This window comes from Paenibacillus sp. FSL K6-1122 (assembly GCF_037977015.1).
In the GTDB taxonomy this organism is placed as follows: domain Bacteria; phylum Bacillota; class Bacilli; order Paenibacillales; family Paenibacillaceae; genus Paenibacillus; species Paenibacillus amylolyticus.
In genome coordinates this window covers 6524967-6551501 of the sequence record NZ_CP150272.1, presented here as the reverse complement: position 1 = coordinate 6551501, position 26535 = coordinate 6524967, and the positions used below count along the sequence as shown (strand labels likewise).

Below are 26535 nucleotides of genomic sequence, written 5' to 3'. Positions count from 1 at the left end.
TCTGATGCCATCCAAGTGGTTGGTTACGTCGGCCATCATCTGCCCTACTATGGAATACAGAGATAAGGGGGAAGCGCGATGGAGGTTGTTATTCACGCAGTGGTTCTGGCGTTTGGCCTGATCTTGCCACTGGGTGTGCAGAATGTATTTATTTTTAACCAAGGCATGAGCCAGAGGCGTTATATACATGCACTGCCTGCTGTAATAACGGCAGGGATCAGTGATACGTTGTTGATCGGGGCAGCCGTTGGAGGGGTGTCGCTCATTTTGCTGCAATGGCCAGTTCTGGCGAATGTGTTGTATGCAGTAGGAAGCCTGTTTCTGCTATATATGGCTTGGAGTATCTGGAGGTCGTCCGAATCTGTGGAAGGTTCGCAAACGGTAATGTCAGCAGGGCGACAGATTGCGTTCGCAGCATCAGTATCTTTACTCAATCCCCATGCTCTGCTGGATACGGTTGCCGTGATTGGCACCAGTTCACTTCAGTATGAAGGGGTGGAGCGCATTTATTTTGCCCTAACAGCCGCGGCTGTATCGTGGATATGGTTCTTGGGACTTGCAGGCGCAGGCAGGGTGATTGGCAGAACGGATCGAACTGGACGCATCAGTCTGGTGTTTAATCGGTTGTCCGCTGTGGTCATGGTTGGACTGGCGGTTATGATGCTGTGGAAGCTCATCTATTCATAGAAGGACCGTGATGTGGCTCGTCTTGTTTAAAATAAAAAAACTCCCCGTGACGTTAATCGCGCAGGGAGTTCAATATGAGTGCTGAATTTGGTGATCAGCATAACCTGCTGATCTAGTTATTGAGTTGGAACATGTAGTGCTCGATAACGCTTTGGTGTAGCGTCTCTTATATATGGTTAGTCATTTGAGTTAAGGTCATCGTAATCGGATCTATTCTGCCTTCAGCAGCATGGATTCAATAAACACTTTCAGATCACGGCTTACACTGTTCAACTGATCAATGACCTCGCTGAACTCGGTTACCATCACAGCCTGTTGGCTGCTAGACTGTGAGATGGATGTGATCTCTTGCTCCATCTGCTGAATGGAATGCTGAACATCCTTCAAGGAACGTTCGATATTCACCGTAGCTTCTTTGGTACCCGTAGAAAGTTTACGCACTTCAGATGCAACAACGCTAAATCCGGCGCCTGCTTCACCTGCTCGGGCTGCTTCGATGGCTGCATTCAGGCCTAACAGATTGGTCTGTTCTGAGATTTCACGGATGAATGCGGCGACTTTGTTCACTTCGCCTGAGTTCTGCACAGCCATGCGGGTATTATCCAAAATCTGCGTGGAAGATGCCGTCAATTGCTCGGATTGGGCGGCTACCGTCTGCACCATATCTGTTAATTTTCCGCTGATACCGCCGATCAATTCAGTGAAGTACTCCAGTTTTTCCTCGTTCTGAAGAGAGAAACCAATGGCAAGTGTGCCCACGATATTTCCTTGTTCATCCCGAAGTGGGGTGGCCGCCGAGTTGATTGATGTACCATAAAATTTTGCATCAATACGGTTCGCTGAAGTTTCCCCATGTATAAGCGCCCGGCGGAGTGTAGGGTCATCGAGGGAAACGGGGTCTCCTGCCTTGATACCCAGATCGAGTTCATTGCTGGGAACATAATACCAGAACTTCTCCGTGTCGGTTACCGCAATCATGATATCGTGTTCTTTCAGCATAATTTTAAAATATGGACTTGCTGCAACGAGTGCTTCAACGATGTTCAATAAGGTTCAGCTCCTATAATGTATGTGTATCATCTAGATGTATTGTATACATCGTCAGAATGAGGTTAATCTTGAAGGCCTGATAAGGGCATAACGTATATTAATTAAATTTTTAACAAATGAAACAGGAGAATTGGAGTTTTTCAGAAATTTATGAAAATATAACGAAAAAGCAGACAAGAACATGATGTTCTTGTCTGCTTTAGTTATCACCTATTCCTTATGACACGCTCCACTTCACATTATGAATGCTGATTTACCTAAGGGTTCACCGCGCCAGCGTTACCTCATCCGTTGTGTGAAGAGGTCATCCTGATGGTGGAGATATATATCCATACGCAGGAATGCGCGGTTGTGTTATATGCGTACTGTTGCTATCCGCCAATCTGGGACATGCGGCGTACCGTCGGTGTATGAGATTGCATTTTTTGTTCCAAAGCCAGAGCCATCTCATGATTCTTTGGTTTCGTACCCAGCGCTTTGAGGAAAAGTGCCGCCATGGCATTCGGATCATCCACGAAGCGGCGAACATTATACTCATCCGACCAGTAGAGGCAGGCTTTGATATGTCCGTCAGCGGTCAGCCGAAGTCGGTTGCAATTGTCACAGAAGTGATCGCTTACGGGATGAATCAATCCAAATGTGCCTTCGGAGCCCGCAATTTTCATATTTCGTGATGGGCCATTGCCCGCAGGGCCTTTTGTATTTTCTACCGTCCAGCCTGCTTCAGCACATACATCTGTCACGGCTTCCAGCGGCAAATAAGATTTGCGCCATGAATCCGAAGCCTGTCCAATCGGCATATATTCAATAAAACGCACATGAAGAGGTTGATCAATCGTCATAGCAATAAAATCCTTGATCTCATCATCGTTGATACCCTTCATCAGCACAACATTCAGCTTGATTGGAGCAAGGCCAGCGGCAGTTGCAGCTTCAATGCCTTTCAGCACCTTGTTCACATCTCCGCCGCGGGTAATCATGGAGAAGCGATCAGCGCGCAGGGAATCCAGACTGATGTTAATCCGGTTCAACCCAGCATCTTTCAACGCCTGGGCTTGTTTGTCCAGCAGAAGAGCGTTGGTAGTCAGGGCAATATCGTCAATCCCGTCAATTGCCGAGATCATGCTGACGAGCTTATGCAGATCCTTGCGTACCAACGGTTCGCCCCCGGTGAGTCGGACTTTGCGCATGCCCATCGGGGCAAGTACCTTCAGCACCTGTGCTATTTCTTCGTAGCTCATAATCTCATCATGTGGAGCAAACTCCATACCCTCTGCGGGCATGCAATACACACAGCGTAAATTACAGCGGTCCGTAACAGAAATACGGATGTAGTCATGTATCCGGCCAAATGAATCCTGAAGCAGTTCCATGCAGACCACCCTTTCATCGGTTCAGATTGGAAATCTTCTATTATAAATGATACGACAATTTCAAAAGGAACAGTTGCATCAAATTTTAGCTATTTCTCCAATCCGCGTCAACGATGACGTCAGATGACAGCATTTTTGGCGGGGTGATTCAGATGGAATTGTCCCACGAGCTGTTGCAGAAAAACCGTAATGGCTTCCACATTATGCGAAGAATGCTGAACCTGCAACATATCACGGATCAGCTCCATCATCTCTGCTTCTACCTCGGCGGAAGTCGCCCGATTTTGATGGCTGATTGCAGCAATATTCTCCATCAGCATGACCACTTGATCCACGACTTGCGTACGCTCAGGTTCTTCAGCAGTAGCATTTTGCAGAAGTTGCGAAGCGGCCTGAACCAGTGTTGTTCCTTCAGCCAGTACCTGATCACCCTCTGTGATCAATTGAGATGCAGCTCCTGCTGCCGTTGAGATTCGGTCCAGAATCTGATGAATATTTTCAGTTGAAGAGCGAGATAACTCGGCTAGCTTGCGGATTTCCCCTGCAACGACCGAGAACCCTTGGCCATGTTCGCCCACGCGTGCGGCTTCAATTGTAGCATTCAGAGCCAGCAGGTTGGTCTGAGCTGAAATTTCATCAATGACAGCCAGTGCACGGTAAATCTCTTTCATGGTATCCATGAAGGACAGGATGGTACGGTTAGTATCGGATACCGCTCCTGAGATTTGGGTCATTTTATCGCCGATTCGTTCCACTTCCTGCTGGGCTACGCTGATCTGTTCGGTAGCAGAGGTCTCCAGTTGTTGCAGCGTTATGCGCATGTGATCAGCAGCGATCTTGGCCTGGTCGAGATCTTCCAGTTGGGTGCGAATGGCCTGAATCATCGAACCAAGCTTGTGGTTCACACGTTCAGTCGTGCCTTGGGTTGTCTCTGTTGAAGTTCGCATCTGATACTGGTTGTCCATAACGTCTACCGTGGCAAGTTGTACCTTCAGCATAATGCCTTCCAGAGAGTCAATCATGTTGTTGATCCACTTCGCCAGTTCACCTGATTCGTCTTGGGCAAAAGCAGACGTGTCCAGGCGCTGGGTCAGATCACCCCTGCCTTCGGCGTTAATTCGAATAAATCGGCTGATGCGACGCAAGTCTTCATGAACCCGTCGATATTGGCTGCGATGCAGCTGTAATGCAGTGAAGAATCCAAATAACACGTTAAAAGCGGCCATTGCTGCCGCGCTCCAACCACTACCAGTGAAGGCATAGACAAGAGCTGCTCCTGCAACGCCTGACAAAAGCGTGAAGAGACTGTGTTGATTGAACTGGCGCCAGCCGATGCTTCGTATCCGATACACTTCCTCCAGATCCCCTTCACACATCATGCCCCAGCGATCAGGACAGTGTGGCAGCTGGAAGGTGATGCCTTTGCCAATCACAGAAATATGGCGGTAATCCGAGTAGCCGGGAAAGGCTACGAACAGATTGGAACCATTCTGAATGGTGTTTGCTACTCCGGGGTGTAGTTCTCCGGTCGATGGATCAGTGAACATGAGTTCCAGCTCGGTATGCTCCTTAACGGAAACGATACCCCATTCGGTGGTGACACCATCTTTGAGATTTTCCCCATGTGTAAAGGTACGGTCTTCGAATCGACTTCGGGATAAGGCGGTGCCGGGTTGCAGATGGGGCCGTAATATCGACTCAGCCATAAAGAGGTAATTGTCACCGGAATCGGGATAGATATGACCTGATTCTCGTTGGATCAGGTCACCGAGTACATCCCCAGGAACACGGCTGCATAATGAACCGACATATCGACCTTCCTGCAGGATTGGGGAGATAAACAGCAAGGTGACATCATCGTGAAAAGCGGACGAGCGGGGACCAATATCCAACGTCAGTGGATCAGAATATGGACCATACAAGCATTTTTTGCCATGACGATCTGCTCTGGAGTATTTCAATCCTGGTCCAATTAAAGCTTCGTAATCTTCATAGATCTGTCCAATATGTTTCTTATATGTAGAGAATACCACCTGATTCTGTTCGTTCAGCATGAATAGCTCCGTACTGTCTACGGCTCGAATATAACTGGATTGAAACCATGTATCTAGTTTGCTTAGTTGCTGTGAACCTTGTAATACATCTTGTAATCGGACCGACTGTATCTGTTGAAGCAAACGATCCAGGTGATTCCATTGTTCATCTGCCCAGTCCATCATAAGCTGCCGTCTCGTTTCGGCAATTCCCTCAAAAATCTGTTCCACATCTTCCTTCATATGTGCGTTCAACCGATACGATCGCCACAGCGGCAATCCTTTTCTCCATCCCAGCCAATCAAACATCATGACCACCCCGATTTCTGGATTCTCTATTCAATCTTTATACAAGAAAACGAACAAGAATACGAGGGGATATGTCATATTTTCCGAATATTTAATCAATAAATACAAATGATTGTGCGCTTGTTGTTAGGTGAAATGTATGTTAGCTATCTACGAAGAAAACTCACATGGATGTATCTGAGAATCCATCTCATTTTACATTGTGTAACATGAACAGGCCCATACTCAAAACACACTGTATAATGTAATCTCCGCCCAAAGCGATATAGTATTATCTAACAAGCAAAACCTGTTACGTTAATGTATATAAACCTCCCATTCAGCCTTGGTGTGTAATGAAAACAACTTCCACAAAGGAGAATGCCCATGTCCTCCGCACCCTCAGCTACAGTCGCCGAAGCCTGCCATATTGATGTAGATCATGTGTCCGTTATCTTTGGCACAGGTACACAACAAGTCACTGCCTTGTCGGATGTTACATTCCAGATCCAGTCCAATGAGTTTGTCTCGCTGCTTGGCCCTTCCGGCTGTGGCAAGTCCACCTTGCTCCGGCTGGTGGGTGATCTACTTCAGCCCACCTCAGGCACCGTTCGCATTGCAGGTCAGGAGCCTGAGCGGGCTCGGCTACAGCGACAGTTCGGTATTGTCTTCCAGACACCAGCCTTGTTCGATTGGCGCACGGTTCGTCACAATGTGGAATTGCCCTTGGAGCTACTCGGTACCCGCCGGAAGGAGTGCCGCCGCATTAGTGGTGAGCTGCTAGAAATGGTAGGGCTAACCCGCTTCGCCGACCATTATCCATGGCAACTCAGTGGAGGGATGCAGCAACGTGTATCCATTGCGCGTGCACTTGCGCTTGATCCGCCATTGCTGCTCATGGATGAACCCTTCTCTGCCTTGGATGAATTCACCAAAGAAAAGCTTCAATTGGAGCTGCTTGAGATCAAGCGCTCAACAGGCAAGACCTTCCTCTTTGTCACACACAGCATCCCCGAAGCCGTATTTCTGTCCGACCGGATTATCGTACTCTCGGCACATCCGGGGCAAGTACATTCCATTCATTCCGTCAATCTGTCTTCCGAACGTCATAGTGAACTGAGAGAAACGGAAGCCTTCTACCACATGATTACAACCATCCGCAACTGCTTCTACGAGGAGCGTGATGAATCTCATGTCCCTGCGATTCTTTAAACCGGGTTATCGTTCCTGGGTTGTCATCTGGATTACAGCGGTATTGGTACTGTGGGAAGCAGCCGCCTGGATGCTCCAATTGTTCCTGTCACCTCAGCAGGCGGCGTCTCGCCTTCCTTATCTGCACGAAGTTCTTGCAGCCTTGTTTCGTTACTCGAGTACGCTCGCAGAGCAGGGGGCTGTCACGTTTGGCAATGCAGCCATTGGTTTTGCAGGGGGAACGTTGCTGGGTCTGGGTTTGGCGCTGCTAATGAGCGCGGCTGTCTGGCTGGAGCGCACGTTATCGCCATATGTTGTCTCCTCACAGATGGTTCCGGTTATTGGTCTCGCACCAATTGTGTACGGGATCATCCACAATGCGGAGTGGGCGCGGATTGTTATGGCTGCGTATGTCACTTTCTTCCCGATCATCATCCATACGTTAAAAGGATTGAAAAGTGCAGCACCAGAGCATCTGGAACTGATGCGTTCCTGTGGAGCTTCACTGACTGCACGATATATCAAATGCCTGCTGCCCTCAGCACTGCCGGGACTATTTTCAGGTATGAAAATAGCTGCTCCGCTGGCGGTGACCTCCTCCATCGTTGTGGAATTGATGGGCGCCCCCAACGGGCTCGGCGTCCTGATGGTCAGTTCGTTATATTACGGCCATGCCCAAGTTGGCATGTTCTGGGCAACCATCATGCTTAGCATTGGCATTGGCCTGATCTCGTATCTGGTCATCAGTCTGGCTGAACGTTGGCTAACCCCTTGGCAGCCTGAATTCAGGGCCAAAGGAGGTCAGGCCACATGAGTGAAGGTAGAGTGTTGAGCCGGAAAAGTGATGAAGGTGTGTCGATTGCTGCTGTAACTGGCGCGGCTATGCCCCTCAATGGTCCGCAGACGGCAGCTGTCCCAGGATCGGAAATTTATGGACAACAGGGACAAGCCGAAAAGGCCAGATTAGGCCCTGGCGTTCGCGGACGATCGGTTGCACTGAGTATGCTTCCTTGGGGTGCGGGTATGTTGTTTCTCGCCCTCTGGCAGCTCAGGGTGTTTCATTGGATATTTTCGTTGGAAAGCTACCAACTACCTGTGCCTTCTGCGATTGCGGCATCCATTCAGGAAAATGCCAATATGCTCTTTCGATACGCGATGTATAGCGGAACCGAAATGCTGGGAGGTTTTTTGATCGGTTCATTGTTGGGTGCTCTGGCAGCGGCAGGTGCATCATTCTTTCCAACAAGTGGCAGGGCTGCGGTTACGGTTTTGTCGGCACTGAACGCAGTTCCGATTGTGGCACTTGCCCCGATTATGAACAATTGGTTTGGTGATGGGATCTGGTCCCGTATTGCTGTTGTCACAGTGATTACGATGGCAGCGATGGCTGTCAGCCTGTTCAAAGGACTGACTTCCATTCAGCCGCAGTACAGTGATTTGCTGAGTGGCCTTGCCGCGAGCAGGATGCAGTTTTTTTGGAAGCTGAGACTGCCTCATGCGCTACCTTCCCTCTTCGCCGGTCTGAAGATCAATATGTCGACCAGTATTATCGGGGCCATTGTGGGTGAATTTTTCATCGCCTCCCAGGGGCTGGGGTACTTGCTCTCGGATCAGATTCGACTGGCGAACATGCCCTTGGCCTGGTCCTGCATTGTCATCGCCGCCGCGCTCGGCATTGTGTTGTATGAAGCGGTTGTCCTGGCAGAAAAGCGACTCATTCCGTGGAATCGTGCACGCACAGATCACTAACGTACATCAGGGTAACAACCATCCATAGATCGTAATACGTGATTGAGGTTGTTCAAAAAGTCCACGGTACTGAAAAGCAGACTTTTTGAACACGGACTGATGATAGAAAAATCGTATATAAACAGGGGGTTGTTCTGTACATGTACAAAACGTTGAAGCCGGGTTTGCTGGTATTGGTCCTGTTGGTTGTTACGATGCTGGGCGCATGTTCTACGAAGTCTGAGCCGGCGGCTGAGCCTGTCGCTGCGAGTTCAGGAGGGGCGGGAGAAGCAGATCAACCGTTAACCAAAGTGAAAATTCAGCTAAAATGGGTGCCGCAGGCGCAATTTGCCGGGATTTATGCAGCGAAGGAAAAAGGTTTTTTTGCAGATGAAGGCATTGATGCCGAGATTATTCCGGGTGGTCCGGATATCGTGATAGAGCAGCAGGTGGTCAATGGTGCGGCCGATGTGGGCATTACGGGTGTAGACAGTTTGCTGGTCAGCCGGGATAACGGTCTGCCACTCGTCTCACTCGCCCAGATCTCACAGAAGAGTAGCTATCGCTTGATTGCCAAGAAGTCCCTAGGTATTACCGATCCCGCTCAGATGAAAGGCAAGAAGGTCAGTACCTGGTTTGGCAGTCAGCAGTTTCAGGTGCTCGCGTTCATGGAGAAGAATGGCCTGGATCCGAAGAAAGATATTGAACTGGTGAAGCAAGGGTTCACAATGGATCAGTTTTTCAACGATCAGGTGGATGTAGCTACGGCGACGATCTATAACGAATACCACGTTGTGCTGGAAAGTGGAACGAAAGAATCCGATCTGGATGTGTTCAACATTGAAGATGCCGGTGTTGGCATGCTAGAGGATACGCTGATTGCCAAGAAAGATTGGGTAGACAGCAACCGTGAGCTTGCGGTCAAAGTGACCCGTGCCATTTTGAAAGGCTGGAACTACGCCATTGATCAACAGGATGAGACGGTCGATATCGTAATGAGTAATGTGACGGATGGCAGCACCACCCGCGAGCATCAGGTCACGATGCTCGAAGAGATTGCAAAGCTGATTCGCCCGGAAGGATTTACGGAACAGCAAGTTGGCAGCTTTGTGGATGAGTCATTTACCCGAACTGCGGATATTGCACTGAACTATGGCTTGATCAAAAAAGCCGCCAACCTGGATGAAGCGCTGGAGAAAAGCATCTATGAAGAAGCGGTGAAATAAGCGCGTGGAGGAGGATGACGAATGAGTTCTGTGGATCAGCAGCCTCAGCCGCTTGGTGGTACGAAGGAAGAATGGCTGGAGAAAGATCGCAAATACGTATGGCATCACATCTCGCCTCATAACGATCATCCAATGATTGCAGTGAGTGGGGAGGGTAGTTGGATCACCGATCAGGATGGTACGCGTTATCTGGATGCGATGTCGGGACTGTGGTGTGTGAATGTGGGGCATGGCCGGGAGGAGATTGCGAGGAGTGCCTACGAACAGATGAAAGCACTCGCTTATGTACCGATGACGCAGAGTCATGAACCGGCGATTTTGCTGGCGGAGAAGCTGAATGAATGGCTGGAGGGGGAGTATCGAATATTCTTCTCCAACTCAGGTTCAGATGCAAATGAGGTGGCTTTCAAAATAGCCCGTCAGTACCACCATCAGAATGGTGAGCCTACTCGGCACAAATTCATCTCCCGTCACCGTGCCTATCACGGTAACTCCATGGGAGCGCTGGGCGCCACCGGGCAAGCCGCACGCAAGATCAAATACGAGCCACTCGGCGTAGGTTTCTCTCATGTTCCACCACCGTATTGTTACCGCTGTCCGTTTGGACGAAACAAGGATGGATGCGGACTCGAATGTGCAACCATCTATGAAGAGGTGATTCGTTGGGAAGGTCCTGAGACGGTTGCCGCAGTAATTATGGAGCCGGTGATCACAGGGGGCGGCATGATTGTACCCCCACCGGATTATATGCGTACCGTGCAAGAGATCTGTCAGCGCTATGGCGTGCTGCTCATTGTAGATGAGGTAATCTGCGGTTTTGGCCGATCTGGGCAGAAGTTTGGTCATCAGAACTATGGCGTACAGCCAGATATTGTGACGATGGCAAAAGGCATGACCAGTGCGTATTCACCGCTATCAGCAACGGCGGTGCGAGCCAATCTGTACGACACGTTCCGGGAACCCGGCCCGGATACCCATTTTCGCCATGTGAATACGTTTGGCGGGAATCCGGTATCCTGCCGGGTGGCACTGGCGAATCTGGAGATTCTGGAACGAGAGAATCTGGTCAGCCGGGCGGAGGAACTGGGAAACCTGCTTCGTGAGAAGCTGGAACCTTTGCTGGAGTTGTCCATTGTGGGGGATATCCGTTCATTCGGATTCGCCTGTGGCATTGAATTGATTGAAGCAGACGGATCTCCTGCGGAGGCGGATAAAGTAATGAAGGTACTCGCCAGTTGTAAAAGGGATGGCATCCTGATTGGCAAGAACGGCGATACCGTACCGGGGTTTGCAAACATTTTGACGATCTCTCCACCGTTTGTTACCACCGAGGATGAGTTGGATCTGATCGCTGGAAGTTTACTCGTTGCGCTACGTAGTCTGGACGCAGGTTAGTTGCCATACACAGGTACGACAGACGTTTACGGTTTAGCAAGCGAGATGAAAATTTTCATATCATTACGCGAAAATAAGCGCAAGGAGGCGAGGAAGGATGCAGACCACAACAGGCAAACTCATTAATCAGCTTCGGCTGAATGAGCGAATTGAGCAGTTGTCACAGATTGGCCGAATCGCGGAGACGGGTGTTTGCCGACTTGCCCTGACCCCGGAAGATATGGATGGCATCATACAAGTTCGTCTCTGGATGGAAAATGCCGGTCTGACGACGCGACTTGATCCGTTTGGCAATCTGATTGGTCGTCTGGAGGGTGCGGATCAGGCGCTGCCGCTCCTCATGATTGGTTCCCACATCGACTCTCAGCCTTATGGCGGTCGATATGATGGAGCGATTGGTGTGCTAGGCGCGCTCGAAGCAGTGCAATGCCTGATCGAAAATGGCATTCAGCCCCTAATGTCAATTGAGATAATTGCCTTTTGCGACGAAGAGGGTTCCCGTTTTAACAAAGGCCTGTTCGGCTCACGTGGCATAACGGGTCAGTTGGAAGAAGGCGAACTGGAGCGGCAGGATAAAAATGGAGTGACCCGCCGGGAGGCACTGGAAGCCTTTGGCTGTTCTCCTTCGGATTTTGAAGAGGCGATCTATCCGCCAGGTTCCATAGGCAGTTATCTGGAGTTGCACATTGAGCAGGGGCCGGTGCTGGAAGCGATGAATGCACCAGTAGGTCTGGTGACGGGCATCTCGGGTCCGTTGTGGCTTACGGTGACGATGAAAGGCATGGCGGGTCATGCCGGCTCCGTTCCGATGGGAATGCGGCATGATGCTCTGGTAGGTAGCGCCAAAGTCATTGCGGCTTTTGACGATATGGTGAGAGAAGACCCGGAAGCTCCAACTGTAGGTACGGTGGGAAGTCTGAGGGTGTTTCCAGACTCGCGTAACATTATCCCGGAGGAAGTCAGCTTCACGGTTGATTTACGAGACATGGAGATGGAGCGCAGGAACCGGCTTGAAGCCCGATTGATGAACATTTTGGATGACGTGAGTTTCCGATATGGTCTAACCTACTCGCTGACAGAGGATACGAATAGTGAGCCGCGGTATTGTGCAGAGCCAATCAAGTCGGTGATTCGTTCATCCGCGGAAGAGATTGGGGTTACTTTGCCAGAACTGATGAGTGGTCCGTTCCATGATGCGTTGGCCCTTTCGCTTGTGTGTGATTATGGCATGATTTTTGTCCGCAGCAAGGACGGCATCAGTCATCATCCCAGCGAATATTCCTCCCCGGAGGATATTGGACTCGGCACGGAAGTGTTATATCGCACCATTCGGAGGATGTGTAGTGGAGTGAACCAACCAACCATTTTACCTGAGGAGGCGTTGTGACGTTATGAGCAAAATCAGCATCGGATTAATCCAGGCTTCTCATGAGATTGAAGGTTCAGCTCCCGTTGAGGTGCATAAGGAGGCTGCGGTTCAGAAACACATTGTGCTGGTCCGTGAAGCGGCTGCAAGAGGGGCCAAGATCATCGGGTTGCAGGAAGTGTTCTATGGGCCGTACTTTTGCACAGAGCAGAATCCCAAATGGTATGCATCCGCTGAACCGGTGCCGGAAGGACCGACGACCAGACGTTTTCAGGAGCTGGCAAAGGAGCTTGTGGTGGTGATTATTTTACCTGTATACGAGGTGGAGGGCATTGCTTCGTATTACAATACGGCAGCCGTTATAGATGCGGATGGTACGTATCTGGGCAAATACCGCAAACATCATATCCCGCATGTGGAAGCAGGTGAGGGTACGAATGGGTTCTGGGAAAAGTATTATTTCAAACCAGGTAACCTTGGGTTTCCGGTTTTTGATACGGCCTACGCCAGAGTGGGTGTGTACATCTGTTATGATCGTCATTTTCCGGAAGGGGCACGATTGCTTGGGCTCGCAGGGGCAGAAATTGTGTTCAATCCGTCCGCTACGGTTGCGGGTACATCGGAATATCTGTGGAAACTGGAACAGCCTGCTCATGCGGTAGCTAACGGCTATTATGTAGCGGCCATCAACCGGGTTGGCGTGGAAGCGCCATGGAATATGGGTGAATTTTATGGACAGTCGTACCTGGTCGATCCGCGAGGCAGAATGGTAGCGATAGGCAGCCGGGATCAGGATGAGGTCGTCATTGGCGAGATGGATACGGAGATGATTCGTGAGGTGCGTAATGTGTGGCAGTTCTACCGCGATCGCAGGCCGGAAACGTACGAACATCTGGTTAGTCTGTAAAAGTAGCTGGAAGTTGCGCGGATCAAACTTCAGGAGGTGCATGACATTGATGAACAGCTCAGGAACAACGTTATCCGATTATGGGTGGGAGAGTAGTTTTGCCGAGATGAAACCCGCCATGACAGGTAAGGAAGCGATGGAGGAGTCGAACCGCTGTCTGTACTGTTACGATGCACCATGTATCAAGGCTTGTCCAACCGACATTAATATCCCTTCTTTTATTAGCAAAATATCAACAGGGCACCTGAAAGGATCGGCCCGCACCATCATGGATGCGAATCCGGTTGGAGCCAGCTGCGCACGTGTATGTCCCACGGAAGAGCTCTGTGAAGGCGCATGTGTGTTAAACGAATCGTCGAAGCCGATCCGGATTGGTGACTTGCAGCGATATGCCACCGACTGGGTGCGGGCGAAGAATGAGCCGTTATTCCAGGCAGCACCTGCCAATGGGAGAACCGTCGCTGTAGTGGGAGCAGGGCCAGCAGGACTGTCGGCGGCACGTGAACTGGGGCGCGAAGGATATGAGGTGACGATCTACGAGGCCAAACCCAAAGGCGGCGGGTTGAATACGTACGGCATCGTATCTTTCCGTTTGCCCGAATCGGTTGCGCTATGGGAAGTGGAGCAGGTGGAGGCACTTGGTGTGCAGATCCGTTATGGGGTGCGCATTGGTGTGGATATTCCTGCTTCGCAGTTGCTGGAGCAACATGAAGCGGTCATTCTGGCCTGTGGCATGGGTTCAGTACCCATGCTGGGCATTGAAGGGGAGACACTGGAAGGTGTCTATGATGCGATTGAACTGGTGGAGTCTACCAAGCAAGGTGTTCCACCCGCTTTGAATGGTCTGAAGGTCGCCGTTATTGGCGCGGGTAATACGGCGATAGATGCAGCGACTTGTTCGGTACGTCTTGGTGCCGAGCGGGTGCAGATGTTATATCGGCGCGGGGAAAGTCAGATGACGGCGTATGCGTTTGAATATACGTTTGCCAAGCAGGAGGGTGTGGAGTTCCGCTGGTTTACGATGCCGCAGCGTATCATTGGAGACGAGAACGGTCGGGTTCAGGCTGTGGAATGCGTGAAAATGGAGCTAATTACCCCGTCTGGTGGTGGGCGCGCGTTGCCTGCGCCTGTCGAGGGATCGGAGTTCATGATTGAATGTGATACGGTCATCCGGGCTATTGGGCAGCATCGGTTATTACCATTAATCGAAGCGTTTGGGCTGCGTCACCAATGGGGCGTCGTTGAGATCGAACCGCATACGTATCGTACCTCGCATCCTCAGATCTATGCGGCAGGAGATGTCATTTTTGGTCAGGGCCAGGGTGAGGCGATGGTTGTCTCGGCTGCACAGCAGGGTAAGCTGGCTGCCGCCGCAGTCATGAAGGCGTTGCCTGGACAGGTGGAAGAGACGGCGTGAGTTGTGAGCGAGACAAGGAAAAGTGGAGAGTACACGGAAACCGTGCAATGAAAGGGTGTAAGGAGAGAGTACAAGGAGAGGCGAAGGTGGGAGGGCGCAAGGGACTGATAGAGTGATATAGGTGTAGATCAGATCTGAGCAAGAAGTGTGGGTACATCAAATTCTCGTGTACCTGACACGCTAACGAACCCTACACACCTTATAGTGGCAATTACCGAGGATTGGAAAATCTAACGAATCTCACACGTCTTATGTTGACGAACACCTGTTGAAATGAAGCCGAAATGAGCTACTACAGTAATATAAGCTTTCTACGATTCGTTAGATTTTGAAATTGCCGCAAATGAGTCCAATAAGAGGTGTACGGTTCGTTAGAATTTAGGTGTTATCCAGAAACACCCTTACTACGCAGAGATCCTGAGCACGACCAAATATTCCAGTGTAACTATATAAGTTGAACTAATCATTTACACGATAACGGAGAGGACAGAAAAAACCTGAAAAAGCAAAGCGTTCGCCTTTATCCCCGGATTTTCCCTTTCGGAAAAGGGAATCAAAAAAATCTGGGGATAACAGCGATTGGAAGGTTATTCTGTCATCGTAGTGTCAGTGTAAATAATCTTTAGTTCAACTTATATAGTAATTTCAAACAACACCAAGGAGGGATCGTTATGGCTGACTTATCCATTAATCTGGCAGGTATTCGATCACCCAATCCATTCTGGCTGGCTTCTGCACCACCAACCAATACGGGATATCAGGTCCAGCGTGCATTCGAGGCCGGCTGGGGTGGTGCGGTGTGGAAGACGCTGGGTGAGCCAATTATCAATACATCCTCGCGTTTCGCGGCGGTCCATTTTGGTGGGCAACGGGTGGCGGGGTTTAATAATATTGAATTGATATCCGATCGTCCGCTGGAAGTGAATCTGCGGGAGATCGCCGAGACCAAGAAACGCTTCCCGGACCGTGCGGTTATCGCTTCACTGATGGTGGAACCTACGCGGGAGAAGTGGCATGAGATTGTGAAGAAGGTGGAAGCCGTCGGCGTCGATGGCCTGGAGCTGAACTTTGGCTGCCCGCATGGCATGGCTGAACGTGGCATGGGAGCTGCCTCCGGTCAGCAACCTGACCTGGTCGAACTACAGACGATGTGGGTGAAGGAAGTGGCGACCACACCGGTGATTGTGAAGCTCACGCCGAATATCACGGATATTACGGCGACAGCCCGGGCAGCTGTACGAGGTGGCGCGGATGCGATCTCCCTGATCAATACAATTAACTCCCTGGCAGGTGTGGATCTGGATTCGTGGAATACCGTGCCCCATGTGGGCGGCAAAGGAGCGCATGGTGGATACTGTGGCCCAGCTGTGAAGCCAATTGCACTGAACATGGTTGCGGAGTGTGCACGTAATCCGGAGGTGGGTGTGCCAATCTCTGGCATAGGCGGCATATCTGATTGGCGGGATACCGCAGAGTTTCTGCTCATGGGCGCTACAGGGGTTCAGGTATGTACCGCAGCGATGCATCATGGATTCCGTATTGTGGAGGACATGATTGATGGGCTGAACGATTATCTGGATGAAAAGGGTCTGAGCAGTGTAGCAGAACTGGTAGGTCAGACGGTTCCACGTTACTCGGATTGGGGCAATCTCGATCTGAACTACAAAGTGGTCGCCCGCATCAACCGCGATGTCTGCATCAATTGCAACAAATGCCATATTGCTTGTGAGGACACCTCGCATCAGTGTATTGATATGTTGACCGACCCGTCCGGCTCCTATCTGGAAGTGGTGGAAGAGGACTGTGTTGGCTGTAATCTGTGTTCGATTGTTTGCCCGGTGGATGGGGCGATTGAGATGGTTGAGCTTGTGCCTGAGCAGGAACCTGTAACCTGGAATGAACGTCAGTCTGCGATTGCGATGTTGCAATCGGTTAGAGATCAATCAACCAAGGAGGCGATATCATGAGTACCCGCAAATTGATTCGTAATGGTGTGTTGGTCACGGCGTCGGATACCTTTGAAGCAGATATTTTGATCGAAAAGGGTAAAATCACACAGATTGGCATCGGACTGGTGCCAGACGAACGAATGGAGGTTGTAGATGCATCGGGCTGTTATGTCATTCCGGGCGGGATCGACCCGCATACGCATCTGGATATGCCCTTCGGTGGAACGGTAACGGCGGATGATTTTGCGACGGGAACGACAGCGGCAGCTTTTGGCGGTACAACAACGATCATTGATTTTTGTCTGACACAAAAAGGCCGTCCATTAATCGAATCTCTCCAGGAGTGGCATGCCAAAGCCGAGGGTAAAGCTGCCATCGACTACGGTTTCCATCTCATGATTGGCGAGATGAATGATCAGGTGCTAGAAGAGCTGCCGCAGATCATTGAAGAAGAGGGTGTGTCATCCTTCAAGGTGTTCATGGCGTATAAAAACCAGTTTCAGGCCGATGACGGGATTCTCTTCCAGACGTTGCAAAAGGCAAAAGAGTACGGCGCACTCGTCATGGTTCATGCCGAGAACGGGGATGTCATTGACCTGCTGGTTCGACAGGCGCTCGCCGAAGGGCGCACGGAGCCGATTCATCATGCGCTGACTCGTCCATCCATGCTGGAGGGAGAAGCAACAGGGCGTGCGGCGCGTCTGGCTGCACTTGCGGATTCACAGCTGTATGTGGTGCACGTGACCTGTGCGGAAGCAGTGGAGCAAATTGCGCGTATGCGTGAAATGGGCTACCGGATCTGGGGGGAGACCTGTCCTCAGTATTTGACACTGGATCAATCGATCATGGATCAGCCGGACTTTGAGGGTGCAAAGTATGTTTGGTCACCTCCGCTGCGGGAAGCAGCACATCAGGAAGTGCTGTGGAATGCATTGAAAAGTGGTCAACTGCAAACGATTGGCTCCGATCATTGCTCGTTTAATTTCAAGGGGCAGAAGGACTTGGGCAAGGATGATTTTAGCAAAATTCCTAACGGGGGGCCTGTCATCGAAGATCGTCTCAGCATTCTGTATTCCGAAGGTGTAGTCAAAGGAAGGATCACACTGAATCAGTGGGTTGATCTATGTTCGACAAGAGCGAGCAAGTTATTTGGACTATTTCCGCAGAAAGGGACTCTCGCTGTCGGGACAGACGCGGATATCGTTATTTTTGACCCCTCTGTAAACAGGGTGATCTCGGCAGATACGCATCATATGAACGTGGATTACAGTGCATTTGAAGGTATGCAGGTACAGGGATGTCCGGTGACGGTGTTGTGCCGCGGGGAGTATGTCATTCGAGATCGGCAGTATACCGGAACAGCAGGGGCAGGCCAATATGTGAAGCGCAACAAGTATGATGCAGGCGCGCCCATACCGATGAAACATCCTGTGACGGCAGTGAATGGAGGGAGAAGCTGATGTCGGATCATGATGTGTTTGAGACCGAGAGGATCGTCATAGAGCGAATGGTTGCACAGGGTTATCGGATCTATGCGGTACGGGAACATCTGGAGGGTGCTCACGTCATATGGGGGCACCCGGATCTTCCCGAAGAGAAACAAGAGCAATACGTAGGCACGGCGTCTGGACGGAAGTGGTTCAGTCACATCCTGATTCGCCAGCTTCAGGAGCAACGGGGAGCGTAGACCATACTGAAGCTTTTCATGCGATCGGGCCGTGTACGTACTCATAAGCGTAGATGGCAAGTTCGATCGCGACCCTTTTCTCGGGGAGGATATAGTCTTCTCCCAAAAGGGCTTCGATTTTGTCCAAACGGTGATACAGTGTCTGTCTGACGATATATAGAGCGGTGGCCGTCTCTTGCTTGGAGCAGCACAGGACCAAATATTGCTTGAGGGTCCGCAGCAGCTGACCTCCTTTCTCCACGTCGTAACGAATGAGCGGCCCCAAATATTCTTCGATGAAATCATCCAGATTGCCACTCTGCTTCATATTAGCGATGATGCGGTAACAATGAAGATTACTGTAAAAGGGCTGCTGCATCACACCGATGTCCTTCTGAATTCGCAGTGTCTCCTTCGCGGATTCCAGACTATCCTTGAGACGGGAGAGGTCTGTGCAGTTATGACTGATACCGATCAAGCCTGAGAAGAGGCAGTGGGTCTGTTCCTGCTCGTGCTGCTGCAGCTGTTCGATGCAGCGCCAGAGACTGCTTTTGCGCTGAGATCCAGGTAGTGGGTCGAGAATGATAAGAATGATCTGGTGGTTCAGAACGGTGCTGTAGAGGGTGAAGTTCTCCCGAGCAAATACCGACCGGGCGACGATGTTACGTTGGATCAACAACTTCTGAAGTCTGAGGCTATCTGTGTATGCTGGATTGTTGTCGAATAAAATAATAGTGGCTTTGCTCGTTGCGAGAAGGGGATTAACGGTAGATATATATTCATGGATTTCCTTCGTGGAGTGGTGTCCGTTAAGCCAATCAATGACCCACATATCTTCTTTGTAGCGGCGTTTCTCTTCCATGTATTTGGTTCGCATCCAGTCCTGAGCAATCGCGGCCGCGCATCGTTCCAGTGCCTGAATGACGAATTCATCCGAAGGTTTGATCGGTATGCTTGAATCTTGATCCGTCAGCTTTTGATGCATCAGCACAAGGTCGGCAAAGGTGTAGTCCAACGCCTGAACAGGCATGCTGATCACATCCAATGTGTTATCTGACAGCTGCATTAAATTCGGAATATCCTCCCCCGCCAAATGTTCCCGCTGCAAAAACCAATCCTGCCGACGAGTCTCCAGCTGCTCTGGAGGGCAGTAGGGAACGGCACTTGCTTCCCCTTCAAGTGGATATAACGCCACGGCACATCCGGTTGTTCGTGACAATAATCGAAGCAGAGGTTGTACGCCATCTCCATTCAGAAGAAGTTGGTTAAAGGAGGTGGTGAGACTATCGAGTTCAGCGATCATCCGCTGATGACTGCGAATCAGGGTGAAATGCAAGTCTTGCGTAATATCGATATAACGGACTTGTTCGTGGAACCAGATCAACGGAAAATCAGCTGCTACTGCAATTTCTTTCATAGCCCCGAGCTGTAACTTGGTGTGATCCCCCAGTTCCATACAGAGTCCGGCAGCCCCACGTGCAATTAACTGACGCAGAAAAGACAGGCCTTGCTGCTCACCCTCCTGCCAGCCAATGCCTGTTGTCAGCACCAATTCCCCGCCATTGAGCAAGTCCCCCACCTCGGGAACCTCCATGATATGAACCCAGCGAACATACCGCTCCAGCGCACGATCACTGGCCAGGACTTCTGCCTTGCGAAACACAGGACGTTTTAACATGTCTCTGACTTGAATATGAAGCGTTGTCTCCCCCACACAACCACCATCCTTCCCCAATCACATGTGATCTATCTGGAGTCTGGAATCCGTCAACTTACATAATTAATCCATATTATAATTCTATTTACAGCCAATGGGCTGAAATCTAACGTTCATTTGTTTCAAATGACAAATGGGACTGTGCTTTTTGTGATTTTGATTAAAGTGAAGAATTTATATGTCAGTCTATGTATCGTGTAAATTACATAAAAAAAAGCCCTTTAACATCACATCGGAATTCAACCATTCCAATATGCGCTAAGGGGCGAGAAGCTAATATTATAGTCTACATTTAAGTTGTACTCGAACCGTTACATGAGTACAATCAACGACTTCTTAATCTTCGATTCTTTTCTTTTTAAATTTCATCAGGAACTCATACACAATCGGTACGATAACCAGCGTGAGCAGCGTGGAGCTGATCAGACCACCGATTACGGTAATTCCGAGTCCTTTGGAGATGATACCCGCACTCTCTTCGAGACCCGTTACCAGTGGCAAGAGGGCACCGATAGTTGCGAGAGCGGTCATCAGAATTGGACGCAGACGTGTTGCACCGGCTTCCAGCAAGGCTTCACGGGTAGGCATACCCTCTTTTTCCTTGTGAATAACACGGTCGATCAACACGATAGCGTTGGTGACCACGATACCGATGAGCATCAGTCCACCCATCATGGCCGAGACGTCGAGCGTACCACCAGCGATGAACAGACCTACCATAATACCAATGACCGTAAATGGCAGGGAGAACAGGATTGCGAATGGTGCCAATCCGCCGCCGAATGTAACAACGAGCACGAAGTATACAATGGCGATGGCCGCCAGCATGGCGAGACCCAGTTGAGTAAAGGTATCATTAATCTGTTCGGTTGTACCGCCAAACTTCACTTCAACGCCATCAGGCAGATCCAGCTTGTCGATCTCAGCCTGTAGGTTACTCGAAGCTTTCGTTACATCCGAAGCCAGGATGTTGGCTGTGACTTGTACGACAACTTTACCATCAATTTGCATGATGGAGTTCGGGGACGTACCTTCTTCTACTTTGGCAACATCTTTGATTGGTACTTCGATGCCAAGCGGTGAAGTGACGGTTTCATCCTCAATTTCTTTAATACTGCTGAATGTTTTGTTGTCTGTCTCTACATATACTTTGTACGTTTTGTTATCGATATCGACTTCCGTAAGCACAGGACGTTCCCGTGCCGGGCTCAGCGTCATCGCCAGTTGGCCTGCAGTCAGGCCCAGGGAACTCAATTTCTCCTGATCCGCCACGAGCGTATACTGCCCGTAGGTGTCAGCAAGTGTTGTATCTGCTTTTTCAAAATTATCCTTATCCGCTTCAACCAGTTTCAGAATTTCGTCCGATACAGGTTTGAGTTGCTCTACATTATCGCCATAGATGGACAGGCTCAAGCCACTGCCACCCAGACCGCCGGACATGTCGAGCTCATTCCAGGTACCTACGGTAACTTCTTTCTTCAGACCTTCTACAAGCTGTTCCTTCACTTTGGTAAAGTCTTTCGTGTCTTCGTTATATTCAATATAGAATAGAGCCGAGTTGGAACCACCGCCACCCATGCTGCTCAGTGGATTACTTCCGCCGATGGAATATTGCATTTTCTCCAGACCTGGTTGTTCCAGCAACCACTTCTCGGCAACGAGTGCTTCTTTTTCGACATCTTCACGCAAAGCTCCGGTTTGTGGGCTGTACGTAATGGTCACATATTTATCCTGTTGCTCTGGCAAGAAGCTTGCACCGATGAACGGGTACAGGAACAAACTGCCGACCAGCAAGATCACTGCAATACTGACGGTGATGAGTTTGTGTGACAGGGTCCAGTTCAGCAAGCGTTTGTAACCTTCCGCCATTTTGCCTGGTTTTTCTTCGTGATTCTGTTTGTTCTTCAACCCTCCACGGAACAGGGTGTGCGCAAGCATCGGCACAATGGTAATGGCAACGATCAGGGATGCCAGCAAAGCGAATACCATGGTCAGTGCAAATGGCGTGAATAACTCACCGACCATGCCGCTTACCAATGCCAGTGGCAGGAATACCGCAATAGTTACGATCGTGGAAGAAAGGATTGGCACAAACATCTCGCGAGTTGCTTCGCGGACTAGTTCACGGCCTTTCAATCTTTCACCTTTGAGTGTTAATCTGCGGTAGATGTTCTCGATAACAACGATGGAGTCATCGACAACCCGTCCGATGGCAACCGTCATCGCACCCAGCGTCATCATGTTCAAAGTAATATCCATCATATTGAGAGCAGTCAATGCCATGAGCAAGGAGAGCGGGATCGAGATAATGGAGATAATGGTTGAACGAATATTACGCAGGAAGAGCAGGATGATCAGGATGGCAAACAAGGCGCCAAAAACGGCTTTGCCCAACATCGTGTTCACCGAGTCCTGAATCGGCTTACCTTGGTCAAGCAATACAGTCAAATCAGCATTTTTGAACTGCGATTGCAACTCTTCAGCTTTATCTTTGACTGCGTTAACGACATCAACCGTGTTGGCATCGTTGGATTTTACAATGGAAATACCAATCGATTCCTTGCCGTCTGTCCGGGAAATGGATTCCGCTTGACCGATGACTTCGATCTTGGCAATTTCACTTAATTTTACTGTCGGGATACCAGCTGCGTTGGCAGCAGCTGAAGGGCTACCTACACCGGCATTACCACCAGCGGCTTGGTCCGTTCCTTGTGAAGCACCTGGAGCGGTACCTTGACCAGCTTCACCAGTTGGTGCTCCAGAGCCTTGTGGGGCTGCGTTTGAACCATTGCCTGCGGAAGCACCGGCACCGCCGGGTACAACTGGAATGGCAAGGTTTTTCAGATCATCGATGTCGATGATGTTGCCATCTACAACAACGGCTTTCTGGGATTTATCCAGTTCAAACAGTCCAAGGGGCACACGAATGGATGAACCTTGAACAATGCCGTTTACCGTATCTTCCGTTAGGCCCAGCTCGGCCATTTTGGCTTGGTCAAACTTCAATTGAACTTCTTTTACATATTGACCGGACACCTGAACCTGAGCTACACCGTCAATGTCTTCGAGTGCAGGCTGAATATCCGATTCAACCAGTCGTGTCAATTGTTCCAGGTCACCGCCGTCCTTGTCGGACAGGCTCAGAGATACAACCGGGAAAGAGTTAATGCTGAACTTGGAAATGGTCGGCTTCTGCACACTGTCAGGCAGTTGAACTTCATTCAGTGCCTCACGAACGGTTGCAGTTGCGTTGGTCAGATCTGTTCCATAATCAAATTCGAGTGTGATCGATGCTGCGTTCTCCATAGAAGTGGAGGTCACCGTCTTCACGCCATCTACATTGCGTAGTTTTACTTCCAGCGGCTTCGTGACATCCTCAACAATTCCCTCCGGTGCAGCCCCCGGATCAATGGCAGTGACATTCAGAAACGGTACGTTGATGTTCGGGATTGTCTCTTGTTTCATCGTCAATCCGCTGTACAAACCTGCGAAAGAGATGATAATCGTCAGAATCCAAATCGCAAACTTGTTGTTCAGTGAAAAATTAATAATACCTTTCATACGATGGTTTCTTCTCCTCTCTGTTTCTCCTGTTTATATGTGTGACGAGTTAGCCTGGATAAACCGGCTATACTTGGCATCCAGACTGTGCTTAAGCTCAGAGTGCAAAGGTTTGATGGCAGATACGCTCTCCAAATTGTGCATCATGCCGAGAATGATGGCACGCCGCGGTGTGAATTCCATCATCTCCTGTCTGAGGATGGCGATGGTTTCGAGAACATCATTCTTTGTTTGCCCTGCGGGCAAATCGGAACCAGCGATATCCTGCATTTGCTTGATGATGTGAATGGGATGACGCATCACAGTGGAGTCTGTGTTTGGATCACTATTCCATGCGGGCCAGTCTTCCAACAAAATCAAAGGTGCAGGGCGCTGATCGAGCAATCCGTAAGCTGCATAATCAATCATTTGCAGCATATTGGCTGCCATTTTGGAGACGGTAAGGGAAGGCATTTCCGTAAACCAGATCTTAACGTAGGAGAGGAACAGACCCTGTATTAGCAAAATAAGATCTATCGTATAGGGTTCAATCTCCGGTCCGTACATATCTTCCAGTTTGTCCTTGAAACCGTGTAGTGTAAGGACCTCCAGATCTTTATGCTGCGGATGGCATTTTTCCTTGCGATGTGGCTCATCATTCATCATCATGCTTTGCATTTGCACACGTAAAAATTCCTTTAGCTCTGACACATGGCCGAGCAGTGTCTCAATCTGTTTGTGTGAACGTTCTCTCGGAGTAAGGTCAGCTTCATGTTCGATCCGGGATAGTTCGTCTATGAGCGTAAATAAACAGTACTCCATCGTGCTGTCTTCCAATTCCTCTTTGGATTTAAATATAAGGTAAAGGCTTCCCTTGGACATCCCGCATATCTCTGCAATCTCCTGCATGGAGGTTGCGGCACTGCCTTTGGCCGAGAATAGCTTGAGTGCTGTAGTAATGATGAGTTTTTTCTTCTCATTCATCTCATGTATAGGGTTCATTAACGATACTTTCACCTCATCAGGGAACTTATGAGTTCTTGAATTGACTTTAGGGTCAAACTAAGTATAAACGATCTAGTTGAAGGAATTCAAATGGGAGTAAATTGGAAAATCAGAGCGGAGAAAAGAGACTGATCAAAGGGAAGAATACACGGCAAGTAACAAGGTACAGCTTGTATGTACGATAGGGATAAGGTATCAAGAATGGATAAGTTAGTTTCCTCCAGTGAAGGCGTACAAGGCGAGTATAATAATGGCGACTAGAGCGATAAGATAGAAGATGGCCATGCCGATCAGAAGGGTATACCCTGTATAAGAGCCCATGCGTGCCAATAACTTTTTCATGATTACGACATCCTTTCTTACGTAGCAAAGTATAAAGAGGTTCCCTATTTATATCATTCTCCAAAAAAGACGACTTCCTGATCGAAGTCGTCTAATTTATATTACAAGATTTAATAGATATCATAATGGAAGCTAAGAATTACACGATAACGGAGATTGCAGAACCGACTTGAAGAAACGAAGTGTTCGCCTTTATCACCAGATTTATCCCTCTTCAAAGGGAATCAAAGAAATCTGGGGATAACAGCGATCGGAAAGTGGGACTGCAATCGGAGATATAAGAGTGTAATTCAGTTGTTCCGTTACGTGATGAGCTTCAGACCAACAGCTGCCACCAAAATCATCGCGATAAACAGGATACGCTTCGCTTCTTTCCGTTCACCGAACAGGAACATGCCTGTTAACGTACTGCCGACCGTCCCGATCCCGGTCCACACGGCATACGCTGTGCCCATCGGAATAGACGTCATGGCGTAGGACAACAACGAGAAGCTGAACACAAACGACACCAGCATAAGTACGATGTATGGCCATCCTTTCTTGGTGGAAGCACCATTAATACCGATTACGCCGAAAATTTCACATATCCCTGCACCTACAATTGCCATCCAAGCCATTATACTGCACCTCCTTTGGCTTCTTGCTGATCCGTAACCAGCTTCAGTCCGATTACGCCGCAGAGCAGCAGCCCGATAAGCAATACTTTGGCCAAGCGGAACGGTTCACCGAACAATACCATTTCCGTAAGGACAGTACCCGCCGTACCAATTCCCGTAAAGACGGCATACACCGTACCCACAGGCAACCTTTTGGAAGCGGCAATGATCAGTCCAAAGCTGATCACGATGGCAATCCCCGTTAAAGTCCACTCCCAGGCATTCGAGGCATGTTTCAGCCCGCTTACCCAGACAATCTCAATAATTCCGCCGATAAATACATATAACCAGTTGCGGTTCATGTTGTTGAATCTCCTTCCGGCACAACGCTGTGTGCCTCGTCGTTCAAATGATGAATGCCATGCCAAAATACAGGCCAGGCTGCTTCCAACCGTCTCTTGTACCGACGGGAACTTCCATAGATAATCTCCACTGTGATACCGTCGAGAAACGTCATAAATGCAATGGCGGCTTGTTCCGCGGGTAGGGGCGGTATATCTTCATTACGCATTGCCCTTTGCAACAGACGAGTCAGTGCGCGTTCCATACCATCGATAAACGGATACACTTGATCCATCACTTCGCCATACAGAGAAAGGGGGGGGTAAAAACAATTACGCAACATCAAACGAGCCGAAGCATGGGCATTGTATTCTTGTTCGAACCAGATCAACAAGCCTTTCAGCCTCTGCTCCAATGGCAGATCCGCATGATCGCGGAAATATTCCAGTGTGTGCCGTTTTACCTCGTGAAATGCAAAGTCCAGTGTGTGTAAAAACAAGTCATCCTTGCAGCTGAAATGCGCATATATGGACGGTTTTTTAATCCCGACTTCATCAGCAATAGCTTTCAGAGAAGCTCCCTCATAGCCATCTCTGGCAAAATGGAACAGGGCTGCATCCCGAATGGATTGTGCAGTCATTCAATCACCTTCCTAACGGTCGTTAGGTAATTATATTTTCACACTTTACATCACCTGTCAAGATGAAAATATCCGCC

The 26535-nt window shown here is 49.5% G+C and carries 22 protein-coding genes; 12 read left to right on the top strand and 10 right to left on the bottom strand.

Annotation, left to right across the window (positions count from 1 at the left end):
- Window positions 1-78: 78 nt before the first annotated feature.
- Window positions 79-687, top strand: a complete 609-nt coding sequence (locus tag NSQ20_RS29185) for a LysE/ArgO family amino acid transporter (RefSeq protein WP_340031301.1) — start codon at window positions 79-81, stop codon at window positions 685-687.
- A gap of 210 nt (window positions 688-897) precedes the next feature.
- Here NSQ20_RS29185 and NSQ20_RS29180 read toward each other — a convergent pair whose 3' ends face one another.
- From NSQ20_RS29180 to NSQ20_RS29170, 3 genes are all read right to left on the bottom strand, one after another.
- Complete coding sequence (locus NSQ20_RS29180) at window positions 898-1734, bottom strand: methyl-accepting chemotaxis protein (RefSeq protein WP_124116569.1); 837 nt, start codon at window positions 1732-1734, stop codon at window positions 898-900.
- A 374-nt stretch (window positions 1735-2108) separates the two neighbouring features.
- Entirely contained in the window at window positions 2109-3110 is a 1002-nt protein-coding gene (gene moaA, locus NSQ20_RS29175; RefSeq protein WP_076253648.1) for a GTP 3',8-cyclase MoaA, read from the bottom strand.
- A 119-nt stretch (window positions 3111-3229) separates the two neighbouring features.
- Window positions 3230-5455, bottom strand: a complete 2226-nt coding sequence (locus NSQ20_RS29170; protein ID WP_340031300.1) for a methyl-accepting chemotaxis protein — start codon at window positions 5453-5455, stop codon at window positions 3230-3232.
- 363 nt (window positions 5456-5818) lie between these two features.
- Here NSQ20_RS29170 and NSQ20_RS29165 point away from each other — a divergent pair, with 363 nt between their 5' ends.
- The 11 genes from NSQ20_RS29165 (at window position 5819) to NSQ20_RS29115 (ending at window position 18297) form a co-directional block, all read left to right on the top strand.
- Window positions 5819-6643 (top strand): ABC transporter ATP-binding protein, encoded by an 825-nt coding sequence (locus tag NSQ20_RS29165; RefSeq protein WP_076319247.1) that lies wholly within the window; start codon window positions 5819-5821, stop codon window positions 6641-6643.
- Window positions 6624-7436, top strand: a complete 813-nt coding sequence (locus tag NSQ20_RS29160) for an ABC transporter permease subunit (protein WP_076319246.1) — start codon at window positions 6624-6626, stop codon at window positions 7434-7436. Before NSQ20_RS29165 ends, NSQ20_RS29160 begins: the two co-directional genes overlap by 20 nt.
- Complete coding sequence (locus NSQ20_RS29155) at window positions 7433-8371, top strand: ABC transporter permease (RefSeq protein ID WP_245838293.1); 939 nt, start codon at window positions 7433-7435, stop codon at window positions 8369-8371. The genes NSQ20_RS29160 and NSQ20_RS29155 overlap by 4 nt, the downstream gene beginning before the upstream one ends.
- Window positions 8372-8511: 140 nt before the next feature.
- Window positions 8512-9576, top strand: a complete 1065-nt coding sequence (locus NSQ20_RS29150) for an ABC transporter substrate-binding protein (RefSeq protein ID WP_076319245.1) — start codon at window positions 8512-8514, stop codon at window positions 9574-9576.
- Window positions 9577-9597: 21 nt separating this feature from the next.
- Window positions 9598-10971, top strand: a complete 1374-nt coding sequence (locus NSQ20_RS29145; RefSeq protein WP_076319244.1) for an aspartate aminotransferase family protein — start codon at window positions 9598-9600, stop codon at window positions 10969-10971.
- Between the two features lie 97 nt (window positions 10972-11068).
- Complete coding sequence (locus tag NSQ20_RS29140) at window positions 11069-12358, top strand: M20 family metallo-hydrolase (protein WP_076319243.1); 1290 nt, start codon at window positions 11069-11071, stop codon at window positions 12356-12358.
- Window positions 12359-12362: 4 nt separating this feature from the next.
- Complete coding sequence (locus NSQ20_RS29135; RefSeq protein WP_076319242.1) at window positions 12363-13244, top strand: nitrilase-related carbon-nitrogen hydrolase; 882 nt, start codon at window positions 12363-12365, stop codon at window positions 13242-13244.
- Between the two features lie 49 nt (window positions 13245-13293).
- Window positions 13294-14661, top strand: coding sequence for an NAD(P)-dependent oxidoreductase (locus NSQ20_RS29130; RefSeq protein WP_076319241.1), 1368 nt, complete (start codon window positions 13294-13296; stop codon window positions 14659-14661).
- A 671-nt stretch (window positions 14662-15332) separates the two neighbouring features.
- On the top strand, window positions 15333-16628 hold the full coding sequence (preA, locus tag NSQ20_RS29125) for an NAD-dependent dihydropyrimidine dehydrogenase subunit PreA (protein WP_076319240.1): 1296 nt from the start codon (window positions 15333-15335) through the stop codon (window positions 16626-16628).
- The gene (gene hydA, locus NSQ20_RS29120) at window positions 16625-18070 is read left to right on the top strand and encodes a dihydropyrimidinase (protein ID WP_076319239.1); all 1446 of its coding nucleotides are present in this window, start codon (window positions 16625-16627) and stop codon (window positions 18068-18070) included. The genes preA and hydA overlap by 4 nt, the downstream gene beginning before the upstream one ends.
- A complete protein-coding gene (locus tag NSQ20_RS29115) occupies window positions 18070-18297 on the top strand; it encodes a hypothetical protein (protein WP_340031299.1) in 228 nt (75 codons plus the stop codon). The genes hydA and NSQ20_RS29115 overlap by 1 nt, the downstream gene beginning before the upstream one ends.
- 16 nt (window positions 18298-18313) lie before the next feature.
- On the opposite strand, the gene NSQ20_RS29110 is transcribed toward NSQ20_RS29115, so the two are convergent.
- From NSQ20_RS29110 to NSQ20_RS29080, 7 genes are all read right to left on the bottom strand, one after another.
- Window positions 18314-19990 carry a PucR family transcriptional regulator ligand-binding domain-containing protein gene (locus tag NSQ20_RS29110; RefSeq protein ID WP_340031298.1) on the bottom strand — a complete coding sequence of 559 codons (1677 nt, stop codon included), beginning with the start codon at window positions 19988-19990 and terminating at the stop codon, window positions 18314-18316.
- Between the two features lie 339 nt (window positions 19991-20329).
- Entirely contained in the window at window positions 20330-23554 is a 3225-nt protein-coding gene (locus NSQ20_RS29105) for an efflux RND transporter permease subunit (protein WP_340018649.1), read from the bottom strand.
- A 33-nt stretch (window positions 23555-23587) separates the two neighbouring features.
- A complete protein-coding gene (locus tag NSQ20_RS29100) occupies window positions 23588-24535 on the bottom strand; it encodes a TetR/AcrR family transcriptional regulator (RefSeq protein WP_282320065.1) in 948 nt (315 codons plus the stop codon).
- Window positions 24536-24748: 213 nt separating this feature from the next.
- On the bottom strand, window positions 24749-24880 hold the full coding sequence (locus NSQ20_RS29095) for a hypothetical protein (RefSeq protein WP_280523080.1): 132 nt from the start codon (window positions 24878-24880) through the stop codon (window positions 24749-24751).
- 302 nt (window positions 24881-25182) lie between these two features.
- On the bottom strand, window positions 25183-25497 hold the full coding sequence (locus tag NSQ20_RS29090) for a multidrug efflux SMR transporter (protein WP_017691901.1): 315 nt from the start codon (window positions 25495-25497) through the stop codon (window positions 25183-25185).
- The gene (locus tag NSQ20_RS29085; protein ID WP_017691902.1) at window positions 25497-25838 is read right to left on the bottom strand and encodes a multidrug efflux SMR transporter; all 342 of its coding nucleotides are present in this window, start codon (window positions 25836-25838) and stop codon (window positions 25497-25499) included. The genes NSQ20_RS29090 and NSQ20_RS29085 overlap by 1 nt, the downstream gene beginning before the upstream one ends.
- A complete protein-coding gene (locus tag NSQ20_RS29080; RefSeq protein WP_315370809.1) occupies window positions 25835-26458 on the bottom strand; it encodes a TetR/AcrR family transcriptional regulator in 624 nt (207 codons plus the stop codon). Before NSQ20_RS29080 ends, NSQ20_RS29085 begins: the two co-directional genes overlap by 4 nt.
- Window positions 26459-26535 lie beyond the last annotated feature (77 nt).

Excerpts from the sequence above, each read along its gene's own strand:
- NSQ20_RS29185 (WP_340031301.1), top strand. The coding sequence starts at position 79 with ATGGAGGTTGTTATTCACGCAGTGGTTCTGGCGTTTGGCCTGATCTTG.
- moaA (WP_076253648.1), bottom strand. The coding sequence starts at position 3,110 with ATGGAACTGCTTCAGGATTCATTTGGCCGGATACATGACTACATCCGT.
- NSQ20_RS29170 (WP_340031300.1), bottom strand. The coding sequence starts at position 5,455 with ATGATGTTTGATTGGCTGGGATGGAGAAAAGGATTGCCGCTGTGGCGA.
- NSQ20_RS29165 (WP_076319247.1), top strand. The coding sequence starts at position 5,819 with ATGTCCTCCGCACCCTCAGCTACAGTCGCCGAAGCCTGCCATATTGAT.
- NSQ20_RS29160 (WP_076319246.1), top strand. The coding sequence starts at position 6,624 with ATGTCCCTGCGATTCTTTAAACCGGGTTATCGTTCCTGGGTTGTCATC.
- NSQ20_RS29155 (WP_245838293.1), top strand. The coding sequence starts at position 7,433 with ATGAGTGAAGGTAGAGTGTTGAGCCGGAAAAGTGATGAAGGTGTGTCG.
- NSQ20_RS29150 (WP_076319245.1), top strand. The coding sequence starts at position 8,512 with ATGTACAAAACGTTGAAGCCGGGTTTGCTGGTATTGGTCCTGTTGGTT.
- NSQ20_RS29145 (WP_076319244.1), top strand. The coding sequence starts at position 9,598 with ATGAGTTCTGTGGATCAGCAGCCTCAGCCGCTTGGTGGTACGAAGGAA.
- NSQ20_RS29140 (WP_076319243.1), top strand. The coding sequence starts at position 11,069 with ATGCAGACCACAACAGGCAAACTCATTAATCAGCTTCGGCTGAATGAG.
- NSQ20_RS29135 (WP_076319242.1), top strand. The coding sequence starts at position 12,363 with ATGAGCAAAATCAGCATCGGATTAATCCAGGCTTCTCATGAGATTGAA.
- NSQ20_RS29130 (WP_076319241.1), top strand. The coding sequence starts at position 13,294 with ATGAACAGCTCAGGAACAACGTTATCCGATTATGGGTGGGAGAGTAGT.
- preA (WP_076319240.1), top strand. The coding sequence starts at position 15,333 with ATGGCTGACTTATCCATTAATCTGGCAGGTATTCGATCACCCAATCCA.
- hydA (WP_076319239.1), top strand. The coding sequence starts at position 16,625 with ATGAGTACCCGCAAATTGATTCGTAATGGTGTGTTGGTCACGGCGTCG.
- NSQ20_RS29115 (WP_340031299.1), top strand. The coding sequence starts at position 18,070 with ATGTCGGATCATGATGTGTTTGAGACCGAGAGGATCGTCATAGAGCGA.
- NSQ20_RS29105 (WP_340018649.1), bottom strand. The coding sequence starts at position 23,554 with ATGAAAGGTATTATTAATTTTTCACTGAACAACAAGTTTGCGATTTGG.
- NSQ20_RS29100 (WP_282320065.1), bottom strand. The coding sequence starts at position 24,535 with ATGAACCCTATACATGAGATGAATGAGAAGAAAAAACTCATCATTACT.
- NSQ20_RS29095 (WP_280523080.1), bottom strand. The coding sequence starts at position 24,880 with ATGAAAAAGTTATTGGCACGCATGGGCTCTTATACAGGGTATACCCTT.
- NSQ20_RS29090 (WP_017691901.1), bottom strand. The coding sequence starts at position 25,497 with ATGGCTTGGATGGCAATTGTAGGTGCAGGGATATGTGAAATTTTCGGC.
- NSQ20_RS29085 (WP_017691902.1), bottom strand. The coding sequence starts at position 25,838 with ATGAACCGCAACTGGTTATATGTATTTATCGGCGGAATTATTGAGATT.
- NSQ20_RS29080 (WP_315370809.1), bottom strand. The coding sequence starts at position 26,458 with ATGACTGCACAATCCATTCGGGATGCAGCCCTGTTCCATTTTGCCAGA.